This is a genomic window from Caballeronia sp., from assembly GCF_028292365.1.
Lineage (GTDB): Bacteria > Pseudomonadota > Gammaproteobacteria > Burkholderiales > Burkholderiaceae > Caballeronia.
Window position 1 is genome coordinate 19,621 of record NZ_JAQGMM010000199.1, and the last position, 16,502, is coordinate 36,122.

At 60.9% G+C, this 16,502-nt stretch carries 17 protein-coding genes; 5 read left to right on the plus strand and 12 right to left on the minus strand.

Translation table 11 applies throughout. From position 1 onward, the window contains the following. Nucleotides 1–20 precede the first annotated feature (20 nt). Nucleotides 21–815, plus strand: coding sequence for an alpha/beta fold hydrolase (locus tag JWR14_RS12385; protein ID WP_366144527.1), 795 nt, complete (start codon nucleotides 21–23; stop codon nucleotides 813–815). Nucleotides 816–869: 54 nt separating this feature from the next. Further along, a complete protein-coding gene (locus JWR14_RS12390; RefSeq protein ID WP_299706642.1) occupies nucleotides 870–1,790 on the plus strand; it encodes a flavin reductase family protein in 921 nt (306 codons plus the stop codon). Nucleotides 1,791–2,184: 394 nt separating this feature from the next. On the opposite strand, the gene JWR14_RS12395 is transcribed toward JWR14_RS12390, so the two are convergent. The 9 genes from JWR14_RS12395 to JWR14_RS12435 all read right to left on the minus strand — a co-directional run bounded on the left by JWR14_RS12395 (nucleotide 2,185) and on the right by JWR14_RS12435 (nucleotide 10,928). Beyond that, a complete protein-coding gene (locus tag JWR14_RS12395; protein WP_299706644.1) occupies nucleotides 2,185–2,502 on the minus strand; it encodes an H-NS family nucleoid-associated regulatory protein in 318 nt (105 codons plus the stop codon). Between the two features lie 406 nt (nucleotides 2,503–2,908). Then, nucleotides 2,909–3,154, minus strand: coding sequence for a hypothetical protein (locus JWR14_RS12400; RefSeq protein ID WP_031361754.1), 246 nt, complete (start codon nucleotides 3,152–3,154; stop codon nucleotides 2,909–2,911). 266 nt (nucleotides 3,155–3,420) lie between these two features. Next, the gene (locus JWR14_RS12405; RefSeq protein ID WP_299706655.1) at nucleotides 3,421–4,410 is read right to left on the minus strand and encodes an LLM class flavin-dependent oxidoreductase; all 990 of its coding nucleotides are present in this window, start codon (nucleotides 4,408–4,410) and stop codon (nucleotides 3,421–3,423) included. Nucleotides 4,411–4,573: 163 nt separating this feature from the next. After that, nucleotides 4,574–5,386 (minus strand): PhnD/SsuA/transferrin family substrate-binding protein, encoded by an 813-nt coding sequence (locus JWR14_RS12410; protein WP_299706658.1) that lies wholly within the window; start codon nucleotides 5,384–5,386, stop codon nucleotides 4,574–4,576. A 54-nt stretch (nucleotides 5,387–5,440) separates the two neighbouring features. Continuing rightward, nucleotides 5,441–6,463: a fatty acid desaturase gene (locus tag JWR14_RS12415; RefSeq protein WP_299706661.1), complete on the minus strand. Its 1,023-nt coding sequence runs from the start codon at nucleotides 6,461–6,463 to the stop codon at nucleotides 5,441–5,443. Between the two features lie 1,013 nt (nucleotides 6,464–7,476). Continuing rightward, on the minus strand, nucleotides 7,477–7,755 hold the full coding sequence (locus JWR14_RS12420; protein ID WP_299706687.1) for a hypothetical protein: 279 nt from the start codon (nucleotides 7,753–7,755) through the stop codon (nucleotides 7,477–7,479). A gap of 75 nt (nucleotides 7,756–7,830) precedes the next feature. Beyond that, nucleotides 7,831–8,166, minus strand: a complete 336-nt coding sequence (locus JWR14_RS12425) for a hypothetical protein (protein ID WP_299706664.1) — start codon at nucleotides 8,164–8,166, stop codon at nucleotides 7,831–7,833. A 171-nt stretch (nucleotides 8,167–8,337) separates the two neighbouring features. Further along, nucleotides 8,338–10,041: a penicillin-binding protein 2 gene (locus JWR14_RS12430; protein WP_299706667.1), complete on the minus strand. Its 1,704-nt coding sequence runs from the start codon at nucleotides 10,039–10,041 to the stop codon at nucleotides 8,338–8,340. 8 nt (nucleotides 10,042–10,049) lie between these two features. After that, on the minus strand, nucleotides 10,050–10,928 hold the full coding sequence (locus JWR14_RS12435; RefSeq protein WP_299706670.1) for an arylamine N-acetyltransferase: 879 nt from the start codon (nucleotides 10,926–10,928) through the stop codon (nucleotides 10,050–10,052). A 226-nt stretch (nucleotides 10,929–11,154) separates the two neighbouring features. On the opposite strand from JWR14_RS12435, the gene zwf reads away from it, so the two are divergent. From zwf to JWR14_RS12450, 3 genes are read left to right on the plus strand one after another with little or no spacing between them, the layout of a single operon-like run. Then, nucleotides 11,155–12,711 carry a glucose-6-phosphate dehydrogenase gene (gene zwf / locus JWR14_RS12440; RefSeq protein WP_299706673.1) on the plus strand — a complete coding sequence of 519 codons (1,557 nt, stop codon included), beginning with the start codon at nucleotides 11,155–11,157 and terminating at the stop codon, nucleotides 12,709–12,711. Nucleotides 12,712–12,721: 10 nt separating this feature from the next. Further along, nucleotides 12,722–13,558 (plus strand): ROK family protein, encoded by an 837-nt coding sequence (locus JWR14_RS12445; RefSeq protein ID WP_299706676.1) that lies wholly within the window; start codon nucleotides 12,722–12,724, stop codon nucleotides 13,556–13,558. Further along, complete coding sequence (locus JWR14_RS12450) at nucleotides 13,555–14,445, plus strand: HAD family hydrolase (RefSeq protein WP_299706679.1); 891 nt, start codon at nucleotides 13,555–13,557, stop codon at nucleotides 14,443–14,445. The genes JWR14_RS12445 and JWR14_RS12450 overlap by 4 nt, the downstream gene beginning before the upstream one ends. Nucleotides 14,446–14,653: 208 nt before the next feature. Here JWR14_RS12450 and infA read toward each other — a convergent pair whose 3' ends face one another. From infA to JWR14_RS12465, 3 genes are all read right to left on the minus strand, one after another. Continuing rightward, complete coding sequence (gene infA / locus JWR14_RS12455) at nucleotides 14,654–14,920, minus strand: translation initiation factor IF-1 (RefSeq protein ID WP_031361766.1); 267 nt, start codon at nucleotides 14,918–14,920, stop codon at nucleotides 14,654–14,656. Nucleotides 14,921–15,011: 91 nt separating this feature from the next. Then, nucleotides 15,012–15,305 carry a hypothetical protein gene (locus JWR14_RS12460; protein WP_174254562.1) on the minus strand — a complete coding sequence of 98 codons (294 nt, stop codon included), beginning with the start codon at nucleotides 15,303–15,305 and terminating at the stop codon, nucleotides 15,012–15,014. Between the two features lie 642 nt (nucleotides 15,306–15,947). Then, nucleotides 15,948–16,502 (minus strand): CorA family divalent cation transporter (locus JWR14_RS12465; RefSeq protein ID WP_299706685.1); only part of this gene is annotated, 555 nt, incomplete at its 5' end.

The window sequence follows — 16,502 nt, forward strand, 5'->3', positions numbered from 1 at the left end:
CCATGACTGGCCATGCGCCGATGAACGGCGTGTTCGACGGCACCGCGTATAGCGTGGCAGGCGAGGGGCCGGCGCTCATCCTGATCCACGGCGTGGGGATGAACCGAAGCGTGTGGGCGCCCCAGGTGGACGCGTTGCAGTTGTGTTTTCGCGTTGTGTCATATGACATGCTGGGCCACGGCGCAAGCCGCTTGCCGGCGGTCTCCCCCGCACTCGATGAATACGCTGCTCAGCTCGCAGCACTGCTGGACCATTTGCAGATCGACGTGGCGCATGTAGTGGGTCACTCGATGGGTTCGCTGATCGCGCTTGAGTTTGCGCTGCAGTATCCGCAGCGGGTGGCGAGCGTGGTTGCGCTGAACGCGGTGTACGACCGCACGCCAATGCAGCGGACCGCGGTAATGCAGCGCGCGGCGTCGCTGGAAGGCGGGGGGCTTGAGCAACCGAGCATTGATGCCACGGTGGCACGCTGGTTCGACGATCCCGTGCCGGGTCATCTCGCGCCGGTGGCGGAGCTTGTGCGTTCGTTGCTTGCGACGGTGAACCCTGAGGGTTATGCACGGACGTACCGGTTGTTTGCGAGTTCGGACCAGGCGCATGTCGGGCGTTTGCCTCAACTCGCCATGCCCGCGTTGTTCATGACCGGTGAGTGCGATCCGAATTCGAGTCCCGCGATGTCGCATTCGATGGCGGCTGCTGCGCCGCGCGGACGCGCCGAAATCATTGCGAATGAACGGCATATGATGAACGTCACCGCGCCGGCGATCGTGAACCAGCGGCTGGTGCAGTTCATTCGTGAAGCGAGTCGCGCCTGATCACGCGAGCCACTTGTGGTCAGTGTTTCAGTCGCTAATTCAAGGAGTAAAAGCATGAACGAGCCTTCCTTCGATACGAGCGAATTTCGCCGTGCATTAGGCGCATTCGTGACGGGTGTGACAGTGGTGACGACCATTCAACCCGATGGTTCACCGCGTGGTTTTACTGCGAACTCGTTCACGTCCGTGTCGCTTGATCCGGCGTTGATCCTGGTGTGTATCGCTAAGACGGCCTCCAGCCATCCGGTGTTTTCGGAGGCTCAGCGTTTTGCGGTCAGCGTACTTGCTGAGGATCAGCGGCCGGTATCGGGCGTGTTTGCATCGAAGAGTGCGGACAAGTTCGGGCAGGTCGGCTGGCATGCGCGACGCACCGGCAGCCCGGTGATGGACGGCGCGGCGGCGTGTTTCGACTGCGAGACACATCAGGTGGTGGATGCGGGGGACCACATCATCCTGATTGGGCGCGTGGTGGATTTCACGCACACGAGCGCGACGCCGCTGGGCTATTGCCGTGGTGCTTATGTGGATTTCAGTTTGTCGCAGGAGGCGTTGGCCGCGACCGGCCAGCGAGCCCAGGTTGGAGCGATCCTCGAGCATCCCGCGGGTCTTGTGCTGATCGAGACAGCGTCGGGGGCGTTGCAATTACCCATTGGGACGCGGTTGGAACCACTTGCGGACGCGGCTAGTTTGCGCGGCGTGCTGGAGCGGTATCGGCTGAATGCGAACCTGGATTTTCTGTTCGCCGTGTTTGAGGAGAAGGGCATCACCCATATTTATTACCGGGGGCGCATTGTTGATGATGCACCTGCGGGCGCGGATGTACGGTATGTGCCGCTCGGCGCAATCCCCTGGGACCGGATCCGCGATCCGGCTGTCGAGTCCATGCTGCGACGCTATGTGAAGGAGAGAACGGAGGATGCGTTCGGGATTTATGTGGGCGATGTGGAGAAAGGGATGGTGCAAGCATTAGGATGATGCGTTCGCACCCGCCCGGGTGTCTGGACGCAGATAACCCCGCTGACGCGTTGCTTGACGGCTTTCCCGTGCACATCGACTGCTTCAGTTTGGGCGGCCGTGGCGAACCTCCCCAAATTGACGGGGCCCGCCGAACCGATCGTGATGATGCCCGATACGTTCGGCGTAAATGAGCACAACGCGCACAACGCGCAAACTCAACGCGAACAATCAGAAGGAACTGCCGTTTCCGAAAATGACCGGGCGAACGGTTCCTGAATCTTCGTCCTCGGGTGGCGCTGCTCAATGGCCGCGCAGGCGCACATCGCCCGCTGCCGCAAGGCATGCGGGGCGCTGCTATTTGCATCAACGGTTTGCCCACCGGATGGTTCCCACCGGGCTCTGGCGAGCAGCTTTAAACCCGGTAAAACTCGATATCCTGCCCGGCATGCTGAGCGCGTTTCAACCACTCTGGCATGTCACCCGTCCCGTCCCACGTGTCGCCGTTTGCGCTTCTGAATACCGGCGTAGTGCCGTTGGCGTTCTCGGGCAACGAGGGCATTGACGGCAACGCGCGCTTCGAAGCCGCGCTCGAACCGTTGGTCATGGGAGGAGGGGTAACGGAAACCTGCACGTCGGCCAATGCTTCGGCCAGCGCTGTTTCGGTAATGCCAAACTCAGCCATTCGGCTGCGCAAATAGGCAATGATGCTGTCTCGCTTTCTTTCGTCCACGGCTGTCCTGATTCAGCTTTTACTTTCTTGAAGGCGAGCCATCTGCCCGCGCGGACCGGGGCGGCTCGAGGAATGTGTGGGTTGACTAAAATCGTGGCGCGCCGAGTGACGCGCGTCAATTAGTGTAATACCGCAAATTGCCGCTTTAACCCGCAGCGCCCGATAATCGGACTCTGGCGGGCAAGCGGCTCGACAAACTGGTTACTGTGTTTGAGATCGGTGCGAGATGCGTAAGCCGCCGGATCAGCGGCTGTAGCTCACGACCAGATCGGTGCACGGCTGGCGGCTGCGCATGTTTCAAATGCACCATGCATGCAACCGCTAATTTCAACAATTCGTCCAGACAACCGCGGGCGCCACAAGGAAATGATAGCGCCGAATGCCGCTATTGTATGCCTAAATCATTTTAGCGATTATGTTGCTCGCCCGGTAATTCCGCGCCGTGTGCACGAATTGCAGCGATGAGTTCGGCCGGCGTGATTTCATAACGCACTTCACGATGGATGCCGGCCTTCCTTTCATCAACCTCTATCAGCAGGACGGCCTTGCCGTCGGGCGCAGGTTCGAGGCGCAACGTCCGCACTTCCTGACCGGTGGCTTCATCGCGCTCCGTCAGCAAGGTCATGGATCCTGTGGCGGGACTTCTGGTCATTCATTTTCTCCCTTCCGATATCCAACATCTTATCTGTTGAGACCTTCGAACGGCTTACCCGCCGCCGCCATTCGCAGGAAGGCACTAAAAGCGGGCGCAGGACGGCGGATCTCAAAGCCGCCGTCCTCATTATTGCTTGTCAAAACGATACCCGTCCAGCGTCCGAATGCGTGTTCGCCGCGCCGCTTAACTGCTGACATCGGTTTGATATCTGCTTGACATCGGTGTGACATCCGCTTGATGTCCGGGAAGCAATGGAGCGGGCGCTACGCCGCTATCGCCGCGCGGGCCTGTGCCGTGATGTCAAACGAGCGCAGACGGGCCGCGTGATCGTAAATTTGTGCGGTCACCATCAGTTCGTCAGGCTGGGTTTGTTCGATCAGCGAGGCCAGTCCGGCCTCCACCTGACGCTGGTCGCCGATTACCGAGCAGGCGAGCGAGTGGTCTACGCCGGCGCGTTCGCCCTCGTTCCATGGAATCTGCTTGACGGGTGGCGGCAACTGGCCCGGCGTGCCGCGTCGCAGATTAATGAATTGCTGTTGCAACGATGTGAAGAGAAACTCTGCTTCTGCCGTGGTGTCGGCGGCAAAAACATTCACGCCAACCATCGCGTAAGGCCGGTCGAGTTGCTTCGACGGGCGGAATTGCGTCCGATAAACCTGCAGCGCGGTCAGCAAATAGTCGGGCGCGAAATGCGAAGCGAAGGCGAACGGCAGGCCGAGCGCGGCGGCGAGCTGGGCGCTGAAGGTGGACGAGCCGAGCAGCCAGATCGGCACGTTCAGCCCGGCGCCGGGGACCGCACGCACGCGCTGACCTTCCACCGGATCGGCGAAATAGCGCTGCAATTCCACCACGTCATCGGGGAAATTGTCCGCACTGCTTTGGAGATCGCGGCGCAGCGCACGGGCCGTGGTCTGGTCAGTGCCGGGCGCGCGGCCGAGGCCAAGATCGATACGCCCGGGAAACAGCGACGCAAGCGTGCCGAACTGCTCGGCGATCACAAGTGGCGCGTGATTCGGCAGCATGACGCCGCCCGAGCCGACGCGGATCGTGCTCGTTCCTGCTGCAACGTGTCCGATCACCACGGAGGTCGCGGCGCTGGCGATCCCGGTCATGTTGTGATGCTCGGCCAGCCAGAATCGCAGGTAACCGAGTTTTTCGGCATGCTGGGCCAGCTCGCGTGAGTGGCGGAACGCGTCGGCGGCAGTAGATCCGGCGGGAATAGGGGATAAATCGAGAACTGAAAACGGGATCATTGCGGCTTCCATGGCTTCGTGTATGGGCAGCGCGCGGGCACCGGCGATCCGGTCCCCGTCAAGCGCCGATCCCGAACGAAAAATCCAGGACGCACCTTACACGCGGGTAAGAGCCGATTGTGCCGAAAGTCAGGAAAGTTTGCCGTGACCACGCTCAACGCCGTCAGGCGAGGCGAGGATAACCGCGTTCGACGGCGTCCAGTTCGATTTCAAGAATGCTGGCGTAATCTTCGAGCGGACGCCTTGCAAAACCGTCGAGCTTGAGCCGTTTTGCCAACGGACGATCGTGCGCGATGGCGTCGGCGAGTGCGCTCACCAGCGCCTCGATACCCTCCGCCGGCACCCGTTTCGATGCAATCAGCGGCAAGCCCGGCGCACCTCGCGTCGTCCCGATCTCGACCAGACCATGGGCAAGATCGGGAAGGTGATCGAGTACGAACGCAAAGCTCACACAGTCGATGGCGGCAACATCGGCCCGGTCGTCCTGCAGGGCTTGCAGCGACGCCAGGTGCCCACCCGTTTCGATCACGGACGCGAAGAACGGTTGCCCGCCGGCAAGCGGCGCGACCGCACTGCGCAGCAAGTTCATGCCGCTGTTCGAATCAGGGGTGTTGAATGCCGCGCGCAGACCGCGGCATGGCGCGAGTGACGTGACCTTGGCAGCAGCCCGGGTGACCAGGATGCTGTGATAATTGCCGCCCTCGCAGGCATCGACGCTGAATACGGGCGTGGTGACCAGCTGCACGCGTCCGGCGAGCGCCTGAACCAGCGGATAGCCGCATGTCTGCGACAGCAGCAAGTCGTCGCGCAGCCAGAATTCCTGCAGGGACGTCCCGGGATCGACTATGGCGAGCGTGTCGCCGCGAGCGTCGAGCCATGGCCGCAAATGCTGGTGAACATGGTCGAGCAGAACGCGCCAATCACGGCCAAGCGCCGGCGTGACGTTGTACATCGGTAATGCAGCCACCCAGTTCATGCAAATTCTTTCCCATTGCGCCGGCTAGCATCAATACTTGGCTGGCGAGACAAATCAGACAGGCTGCGCGTCGCCGCCCAGTGCTGCTGAGCCGGCGGATCCAGCTTGAGCCTGCGCCATCTGATCGGCGGCGCGTGCATGAAGCGGATGCAATGCGGGCGCAACCGGTTGGAGGCCGTGCCGCACGAGCCATTCCTGATAACCTCGTACGACAAAACCGCCATTGCGCACCCGATACGCGTCGCGATGCCCATGATAAACGCTTGCCAGCGCGAACCACGGCACGCTCGGCAGGTCGTGATGAACGGCGTGAAAATTGTTGTTGAGGAACAGAAGACGCCACGCCCACGATGCTTCATTGATGACCGTGCGTTCGGCGACGTGATCGGCTGCGCGATGTTCCTGGAACGAACGGATCGCACTCAACGCGAGCGCGGGATACCCAACGCCAAATATGAAAAACGCGGGACTGATGCCGCAGCGGCGCTGAAGCCATGTCGCGAGCAGTGCGAGCAGGACGAGATGCAAGGCCCACGCGCCTGCAATACGGCCATTGCCCCGCGCAATCTGGGTGAATGCCGAGGCGATCGTTCTCACAATGGAAAACCAGGGGCCAAGCACAATGCGCCCGAAGAACGTGTTGCGGCAAACCAGCAGGAACCGTACGACCCCACCGGCGCCGCGCCAGCGTTCGGCGGAGACGAAATAGCTTTCCGGGTCCAGATCCGGGTCGGTGAGATGCGTGTCGTTATGGTGGCGCAGATGCGACTCGCGATACACCGCGTAAGGGAACCAGACCGCGAGCGGGGCGACGCCAAGCAGCGCGTTGAACCAGGGAAAACGTGTCGGATGGCCGTGCAGGAGTTCATGCTGCAATGACAGATACAGGCACGACAGCACAGCTAGAATGCTTACCGCCAGCGGCAAGCCGATTGACCGCGCGTTAAGCGCCGTCGTGAACCAGCCGCCATACACGGTTACGATCAGAAGCCAGGTGGGCCATTCGCTGCGCCAGCGCCAGGACGCGCGGTGTTGCTGTATTTGATGGCGTTGAGCATCGTCGATATAAAGGCTCATGGCAATTCGGTGACGGAACGAGCCCCGATCTTATCGGCGCTTCGTCGCGCGCCAAACCAAGCATTCCCGCTAAGCTTGTTCCCATGTGAAGAATCGGGGCTTGAGCGGTTGTATGCGCCGAGAGCCAGCGGGCGGGGCCCACGGCAATACGGCTACGAAACGCTGGAGCGCATCGCGATGCGCGATGTGGCCCTGGGAATGTTCGAACGACAGGCACGCCCGAAACACGACATCTGGCGGCCTGAAGGCCGCCGTCGATTACGCGCACGAAGCGCGATGGCGAAAGCGCCGTAGTTACGCCGCTTTCGCCCAAAGCCTGTTGGTTGTTCTTTTGCGCCCGGAATTGGGGTCGCCCTTTGGTTGCGAAAACGACTCCAGCACTTTGCGCAACGCATCGACCCGACGCCTTTGTGCCGGCACCAGCACGTAGCCGGTACAGACTGCGTTCAAGCGTTCGTGCCAGTACTCGACGTTAAGTGTACCGGCCGGCTTCTGACTCATCGCCCGCAATTGGCCGATGGCCCGTTCGATGTGCTGAAGCTCCGCGTCGGCTTGTGTCGACGTTCGTGGGCCTTCTGACGTCGGCGTTCTTTTGGCTTTCATCCTGCGCCCCCATTTTTGCCGGCCAGCTTCTGAGCGCGTTGTCGATTCTATCGACGACTAATGCGTTCATTGCTACGTCCAGCTATACCCCGTCGCCTGCGCGTTTATAGTCGCGTCGGGCGGTCCCCGGTTTGATTCGACCGTTGATAGATACTCGCCCAGGGCGGGACGCTTGCACCGTCTGAAATCGCACATTGAAGGCGCCGGGCGCGCGATAAACCGGGCGATGCAAACGTTTTCCGTGTGCTGGGGCACGAAGTGCGTGCGCCGAACGACGCTAATACCCGGCGGAACAATGCTTGGGAATGGCAATGGATAGGATGATCGAGAGATCGTAACGACGTCTTGACGAGGTCATTCCGGAGCGGCGTTGGAGCGGCTTCAAACATGAAGTAATGCGCAACTGCGCATCACTCGTCCTCTGTAGTCCGAGGTTTGCCGCTGCGTTTTATCTGCTCGTCCATGGCCAGATCGAGCTTGCTGACGCGCCGTGGCTTCTCTGGCTTGAGCGCGTTCACAAAGGCTACGAAATCATCCATGGTCTGCGGTGGGGAGAGCTTTTGCTCACCGCTTGCGGCGCGGTCGATGAGATAGAACAGACCGCCGCTCAGGCTAACGGCCGCATAGTGCGGGTTGCCGGAGCGTGTCTTGAGACGCTCGACGGCGTTAATGGCTTTAGTCGAGCGCACGATCCGCCTGATCAAAGCGACATGTGATGAACCCGGCGTCATGAAGCGCCCCACCAAGCTGCTTCGAGCTTAATCTCAAGGCGCGCATTTCTTGCTCGCGCCTTCGAGCCACAGATTCGACACGTGCCGCTCGCCCGGATAAAACCGGTACGAAGTCTCACCGTTATCGAAGCGAACCTTGATCACGTTGGAATCGCCGAATTCGAGCATCGTGCCCTGGGGAATGGGTGTTTGCTTGAACGTGGCGTCGTGTTTCTTTGCTTCATCCGTCAGGCACTGGACGATGCTTGCCACCGAAGCGTTAGGCGCCGTTTCGACCTCCGGCTGACCGGCATCGGCGTTGTGGAACTGGGTGGTACAGGCTTGCAACAGGAACAGAGGAAGCGCGAGGGCGCAGACAATCTTTTTCATGGTGTCCTTAAAGGGTTTGCGGCCGCCTTTCCGACGAGCTATTCAACTACAGCAATCCAACATTACAGCATAGCGGCCTTACGTTTACCGTCCGCGCGCGTCCCGGGTTCCATTCGCGCAGATCCCGGCCAGCAGGAACAAAACCCCGCCCCAGCGAACCGTTGCGGACGTTCACGCATCCGGCGGCACGCCGAGAAGCTGCATGGTGCCGCCGACCACGCCCGAAAACACCGGACCGGCTACGGTCCCGCCGTAATAGGCGCCGGCCGATGGCTCATCAATCATGACGGCCACGATCACCTGCGGGTCACTCATGGGCGCCATGCCGACAAACGACGCCCGATACTTGTTCGCCGCATACGTGCGCCCGATCTGTTTGCGCGCCGTGCCGGTCTTCCCACCTACGCGATACCCATCCACCGCTGCCGCACGTCCCGTGCCACGGGGTCCCATCGCGAGTTCAAGCATGTCGCGCACAGCCGCTGCCGTCGCGGGTTTCGTGACTTGCACGGGATCTCGCGCAGCCTGACCGCGAATCAAGGTGGACTGCCGGAACTCGCCACTGCCCGCGTAAGCCGTATAAACCTGTGCAATCTGCAGCAACGACAACGACAGGCCGTAACCATAGGCCATGGTTGCCTGCTCGATCGGGCGCCAGCGCTCGTATGCCCGCAGGCGTCCAGTGGCCGCGCCCGGAAAGGTCAGGTCCGGCGCCTGGCCAATGCCGTATTCGCGATACTTGTCCCACACCGTCTGCGGCCGAAGCTTGAGCGAGAGTTTCGTCAACGCGATATTGCTCGACATCTGCACGGCTTCGGAGACCGTGATGACACCGTGGTTCGATGTATCGTGGATCACGTTCGGTCCGAGTTTGAACGTTCCCGGCGATGTATCGATACGCGTGTCGGGCCGCACGTAGCCCAAATCGATAGCCAGCGCCGCCACCAGCGGCTTGATCGTCGAACCCGGCTCGAAGGTATCGGTCAGCGCGCGGTTGCGCAACTGCTCGCCGGTCAGGCGCGCGCGGTCGTTGGGGTCGAAAGTCGGGTAGTTCGCGAGCGCGAGGATCTCGCCGTTCTTCGCGTCCAGCACGACCACGCTGCCCGCCCGCGCGCGATGCTTCGTGATAGCGGCGGCCAGTTGCGTGTGGGCGAGTTGCTGGATACGGCGGTCGATCGTCAGATGAATGGTCTCGCCATTTTCCGGCAACTCCACTTCGCCGATCTCGGACACCACACGCCCAAGCCGGTCACGTATCACTTCGCGCTGACCGTGTTCGCCGGTCAGCCTGTCGTTCGCCGCGAGTTCGATGCCTTCCTGACCCTTGTCTTCGTTGTCCGTGAAGCCGACGATGTGAGCCGCCGACTCTCCTTCGGGATAGAAGCGTTTGGTGTCGGCTACAAGTGTTATGCCTGCGAGGCCGGTTTCAGCGATCCGCGTGGCGGTGTCGGCATCGACCTGGCGTTTCAGCAAGATGAACGAGCGCGCACCGTCAAGCCGGCGCGCCAACTCCGTCTCGGGCATGTCAATCAGCCGGGAGACTGCCGGCAGCGTATCGCGATCAAAGCGCGATGGCGTGGCCCAGATCGCATAGGTCGCAAGACTCACAGCCAGCATTGCGCCATTCCGGTCGACAATACGTCCACGCGTCGCGCTGAGTTCCAGCGTACGTTGATAGCGCTTTTGCCCCTCGCCGATATAGAAATCCTGGTTCACGACCTGCACCCACAGCGCACGCGTCGCGAGCGCGGCAAACGCGGCGAACATCAGCATCACGACCAGCGTGGAGCGCCATCGTGGCAGCCGGCTTTCGAGCACTGCGTTTTTCACGGGCGTCCGATAAGATTCATGGGCGCGCTTGGCGGTTTTACGCATCGTGACGATCAGGAGCTAGTGGACATGATGGACGTGGAAGAGCGGACGATGCGCTCGAGCACGGCATCGAGTGCCCCGGCCGACGTTTTCCCGTGGGTGTCGAAATCCTGGCCGGGCAGCGCCAGCCCGAACGTGTCTTGCAGCACGCGGCGCAATTCTTCGGCGCTTGCGAGCTCGCGTTTGGATTCTGTCTCGCCACGCTGGCTCAGGGTCGTGTCGAACAAGGTCTGCCGCTGTCCGGGCATCACCCGCGCCACGATCAGGTGGTTCAGGAAGATTGACTCGGGATACGTTGACACATAGTGGTTCGCCATGGCGTAGTCGGCGGGAAGTTGCGGTTCGAGGTCGAAACGGTAGATGGGTCTCCAGGCATCGCCGAGCTTCACTTGCAGGAGGAAATCACCGCGCTCGATCAGGTTGAGGCGAAACGGCTCATGTGGCGTTGCCTGTTCGCGGCCCGCGTCGAACAGCAGCGGAGCGCTGAGCGTCATGCTGCCAAAGCCGACGTCCGCGAGCCAGGTTTCGTCGGGTGTTTCGACCAGCAAGGTCATGTGGGTGCGCGGCGGAATGGCAGTCGGGTCGTTCCACACCACGCGCGCGGCGAGGCCGGTCGTGTTGAAGCCGAGCGTGTCGAGCACCGCGCGAAACAGCAGGTTGTGTTCATAACAGTACCCGCCGCGCCGCCCGCTCACGAGCTTCGCGAACACGGACGCGAGGTCGAGGCGCGGCGTGCGCCCGAGCAGCGAGTCGAGATTTTCGAACGGGATGACTTGCGGATGCAGCCTGTGCAGCGCGTGCAGCGTCTCTGATGTAGCCTGCTGAGGTCCGGTATAGCCGATGCGGTCGAAATACGCGGCGAGTTGCGCCGGGGAGAGTGTCTGATTCATGTGGAACTCCTGCACGGGTAATGGAAACGAGGCCGGGCGAGCCGCCGCGAGGTGCCGACATTCTACGGCACAGCCCACGCGGCGATTACATATTGCATACGACACACATCAGTCGAAAACGCAGAAGCAGACCAGAAGCAGACCGTTTGGGCAGGATTTTGAACTGTGACGCGCCCAACATGGTCTTTAATAGGCAGTGCGTTCAACTCTTCTTTTAAAGAACCCTATGTCGACCTCACTCGCTACCGCAACTTCCTCCCCGCAGCCTCCCGGCAAGCATCCCGCCCCGCCGTGCACGCTCGTCATCTTCGGCGCGGCCGGTGACCTGACCAAACGGCTGCTGATGCCGGCGCTGTACAACCTGTCGTCCGATGGCCTGCTTGACGACAAGATGAAGATCATTGGCGTGAACCACGGCGAGCTCGAGACGAGCGCCTGGAGAGACCAGCTGACCGAGTCGCTGAAAAGTTTTGCCGCCGACAAAGCCGGCGCTTTTCATACCTCCAAACTCGACGACCGGGCGTGGAACTGGGTCGCGGATCGCCTGCAATACGTGGCTGGCGAGTTCGAGACGGATGACGTATTTAACAAGCTGAAGCAGACGCTGGGTGACAGTGGAAATGTCATTTTTTATCTCGCTGTCAGTTCGCGCTTCTTCAAGCCGATCGTCGAGCGGCTCGGCCGAGTGGGATTGCTGAAGGAAAGTGACCAGGGCTTCCGGCGTGTCGTGATCGAAAAACCGTTCGGACACGACTACGCATCGGCGAAGGATCTCAACGAGAGCATTCTCAAGTTCGCCGGCGAGAACCAGATTTATCGTATCGATCATTTTCTGGGCAAGGACACGGTGCAGAGCATCCTCGCGGTGCGCTTCGCGAACGCGTTGTTCGAGCCCATTTTCCGGCGCGAGTACATTGATCACGTGCAGATCACGGCGGCAGAAACCATTGGCGTGGAAGCGCGTGGCGGGTTTTACGAACAGACGGGCGCGTTCCGCGACATGCTCCCGAACCACCTGTTCCAGTTGCTCGGCATGGTCGCCATGGAACCGCCGAATTCATTCGATGCAGAAGCCGTGCGCGACAAGAAAGCTGACATTTTCGACGCGATCCAGCCGCTGAAACCCAATGACGTGGTGCTCGGGCAGTACGAAAAATCCTCGACCATGGCGGGGTATCGAGAAGAGGCCGACGTCGCGCCGGACAGCCAGACGGAGACGTATGCGGCGGCGCGGGTGTTCGTCGAGAACTGGCGCTGGGCCGGCGTGCCGTTTTATCTGCGCACCGGTAAACGGATGACGGCGCGGCGCACGGAGATATCGATACAACTGAAAGCGGTGCCGTTCCTGCTGTTCCGCGACACGCCCGTGGACACCCTCGTGCCGAACGTGCTGACCTTGCGGATTGACCCGGAACACGGCACAAGCTTTGATTTCAATGTGAAGGTGCCTGGGCCGGTGATGAAGGTCGGAGCCGTCAAGTCATCGTTCAAATACGGCGATTTCTTCGATGAGAAGCCGAATGTCGGTTACGAAACGCTGCTGTACGACTGTATGCTCGGCGACGAGACGCTGTTCCAGCGCGCCGATAGCATTGAAACAAGCTGGGCGGCGGTTGACGGCGTATTGCATCCAGAAGGCGGGCCGTTGCCGGTACATGGCTACACGGCGGGCAGCGCGGGGCCGAAGGAATCCGACGAACTGTTGAAGGCCGACGGCCGCGCCTGGCGCCCGCTGGTAGCGGCCGATCACACGCAAAAAACCGATCACGACGACAAGAACTGAGGAGAACCGTATGGGGACAGCAGCACGCAAGGCCGCGGTGAAGAAGAGCGCGGCAGTGAAGAAAGCCACAGGCAAGACCGTAAGACGTTCGAGCACGAAAGAGCGGATTCTCGCCATCGACGTGGGCGGTACGGGCCTGAAGGCCGCGATTATCGACGCGCACGGAAAGATGGAAACCGAGCGGGTAAAGGTAGCCACGCCGCATCCGTGTCCGCCGGACGTGTTGGTGCAGAAACTGGTGGAACTGGTCGGGCCGCTGTTGACGCCGCTGCCTGCCACGCAGATCTCGATTGGTTTTCCGGGCGTAGTGCGGGACAACCACGTGCTGACCGCACCAAACCTTGGCAACGAATTCTGGCGCAACGTGCCGCTCGCGGACATGCTGGCCGAGCATCTTGGGCACCTGCCGGTGCGCATCATCAACGACGCCGAGATGCAGGGGCTTGCTGCTATCGAAGGGAAAGGGATCGAGTTCGTGCTGACGCTGGGCACGGGTGCGGGCACCGCGCTTTTTCGCGATGGCGAACTCATGCCGCATCTCGAGCTGGCGCATCATCCGGTGAACAAAAACAAGACCTACGATGAATATCTCGGCAATGCGGCGCGCGACAAGGCGGGCAACAAGCGCTGGAATCGCCGCGTGGAGAAAATTATCGGCATCCTGAGTTCGCTCGTGAACTACGACCGTCTGTGGATTGGCGGCGGCAACGCGGCCAACCTCAATTTCGAGTTGCCGGATAACGTGAAAGTCGTCTCGAACGAAGCTGGTATTGAAGGCGGCGCGCGGCTCTGGCACCCGCGTTCAGTGCGCGAAACGCGGCAATTGCCGGCAGGAGCGTTTGAATGACATCCATCGGTGCTACGGGTCTTAAGCTCAGTCCCGGTCACGACGACCCGGAGCAGGCGCTGGCGGCGCTCGCGAAGGTCGAACTCGTGATTTCGGATTGTGACGGCACCTTGCTCTACACGGATAAATCACTGGGGGAGCCCGCGAAGGACGCCGTGCGCACTCTCACGACCGCGGGTGTCCGCTTCACGGTGGCGAGCAGCCGGCCGGGCAAGGGCATGCATTCGATCGTTGAAACGCTTGGAATCCAGTTGCCGTTTGCCGCTTTCAACGGCGGCAAACTCGTCGATCCCGCCGGCTGGAAGACCCTGAGCGCTCACTACTTGTCGCGCGACGCCGCGCAAACGGCCCTGGAGAGCCTCGCGCGCGACGGAGTGGACGCGTGGGTGTTTATCGACGACCAGTGGTACATCACGAATCCCGGCGGCGAATACGTGCCGCTGGAGCGCCGGACCGTGGGATACGACGCGGTGGTGGTCAAGCGTTTCGAGGATATCGACCTGGACTCGGTCGAAAAGATCGTGGCGTCGACGAATGACGCGGCGCTGCTTCAACGAAAGGAGGCCGAGTTCCAGGACACGCTCAAGGGCCGTGCCATGGCGATGCGCTCACAGGCGTATTACCTCGACATCACGCATCCGCTCGCGAATAAAGGCGAGGGCGTGCGAGAACTGGCGCGGTTGGCAGGCGTTGCGCTGGAAAACGTTGCGGTGCTGGGGGACATGGGCAACGACGTCGCCATGTTCGATGTGGCGGGTGTTGCCATTGTGATGGGTCAGGCGTCAGCAGACGTTCAATCGCACGCGATGTTTGTGTCGGCCACGAACGATGAAGACGGCTTTGCCTTAGGCCTGAGCGGATTGGTAGCGGCCCGGAAGGGAAAATGATGGTGCGGCTGGACACTGGGGAACCGGACACGCGTGAGTTGAAAATGAGCTCAAACGACGTGATTCCAACACGTGAGAGAGCGACATCGGCGCCATGCGATGCTGACTGGCAGCATCAAGCGGTGGCGCCGACGAAGCGTTGCTCTCGACTCCGGTCAACAGGACTGTGCGGGACTCGCTTTAACAGCGCGTCACAACAGCATTCTGCTTAGCGGCGACGCATTTGCGGACGTTGACCACCGCCGGTTGCGCGTTCGTCCTTGTGCCGGAAGTTGATCCGGCCTTTCGTCAGGTCATACACCGACAATTCCAGCGTCACACGGTCGCCCGCGAGAATCCGGATATGGTTCTTGCGCATGCGGCCCGATGCGTACGCGCCCACGACTACGCCGTTGTCCAGCGTCACGCGGTAGCGGCTATCGGGAAGCACTTCGTCAACAATGCCGTCCAGCTCGAGTAACTCTTCTTTCGCCATATAAAGCTCCTTAAATCATCTATTCGTTGCGATTGTATGCGAGACCGGCCCGACCTCGCGATGCCTTTTAACGCCTAACAGTCGCGTGCAGTCACAGATCTGCAACAGTCTGGCCGTCGATTTGGCCGTCGATCAGTTTTTCCGCGTGCAACAAGCACGCCCGGCGAGCCTGGCCGCCGTTTTCAAACGATCCGGTCTGCTCAATGCGGAACACGCGGCTTTCGCCCGTTGCTTCCTCGCCGGCCGGCGGCGCGCGGCGGATGCGCACCGACGCTTCGTAACCGGTATCCGCTGCACGGACTGCGGCGCCGCCATCGCGGGCGCCACGGGGGTATATCAGCGGATGGATTTCATAACCTTTGTACGTCTTAAGCGGCTTGACCAGTTCTTTCATGTTTCCTGAATTCCTGTATTGCGCCCGCCCGGGCATCGAAATATGCGGCCGATGCCTTGAAAACCAACTCGGCAACCGTTTGGTGCCCCTTGGCACGCGCGGTCGACAGGCGTTTACGAGCAAAAATACGTGCGGCGCACACATGGCGCAGCCGCTCGCTGGGCTGTAGGTGTTGAAGAACGTCGCGGTAACACCGCGGTAACACGTGTGCCGCGCATGGCGCGCTGCCCATGCCACTATGCACGTATTACCCATGCAACCATGCGCGGTACAACGCGTGGAAGCAAGCAACCGTCGACGTCGCTGCTGTTTAAACTTTGAAGACGAATGCAGGGCCGCGACCGGTTGCGGAGCCCACACTGCCGGGGCGATGACATTCAGCCAAGGCGTTGCGCTGAAATGTTGGGTGGATCGCTGTTGCCGTGGCAAACACGCTGCGCCAGAAGCGCACTATGTATTATTAGACAGCAAATCAGAAAAAAGTTCCGCTGTCGCCGGAGGCCCCGCCTCTCGATGCTGCAATGTTGACATGCCCGGCCGACCGGCGCCGCGCGGGTTTTCGCGCGGTTTCCGTCGAATGGTTTTATGTCATCCAACCGCCTTCCAGCGGCACCGAAGCATCCATTATAACCATCATAGCCATCCTGCCTTGCGGAACCGCCAGTAAAGGCCAATGTCCAGCGCAAGCATCACGACAATCACCGCCGGATAACCATAGGCCCAGTCGAGTTCCGGGATGCGGTGGAAGTTCATGCCGTAGATCCCGGCGATCATGGTGGGCACGGCGAACAGCGCCGCAAACGAACCCAGCCGCTTGGTCACTTCGCTTTCCGCCAGCGAAATCATGCCCAGATTGACCTGGATCGCGGTCACGATCATTTCACGACGCCCTTCGATAATTTTCACGATGCGCAACAGGTGGTCGTAGACATCGCGGAAATAATCCTGCATGCCGCCGCAAATCCCCGGCGCGCGGCCGCCGTACAGTTTGCTGACCGCTTCCAGCAGCGGCGAAGTGTGATGCAGCAACAGGACGAGACGGCGTTTCAAGGAGTACAGATCCTCGATGATCACGCGTGACGCTGCCGAGCCGTTGCGCTCGAAAATGCGTTCCTCGAGTTCGTCGAGTTCCGCGCCGAGCGCCTCCAAAATGGGGAAATAGCGGTCCACCACGTTGTCGATCAGCGC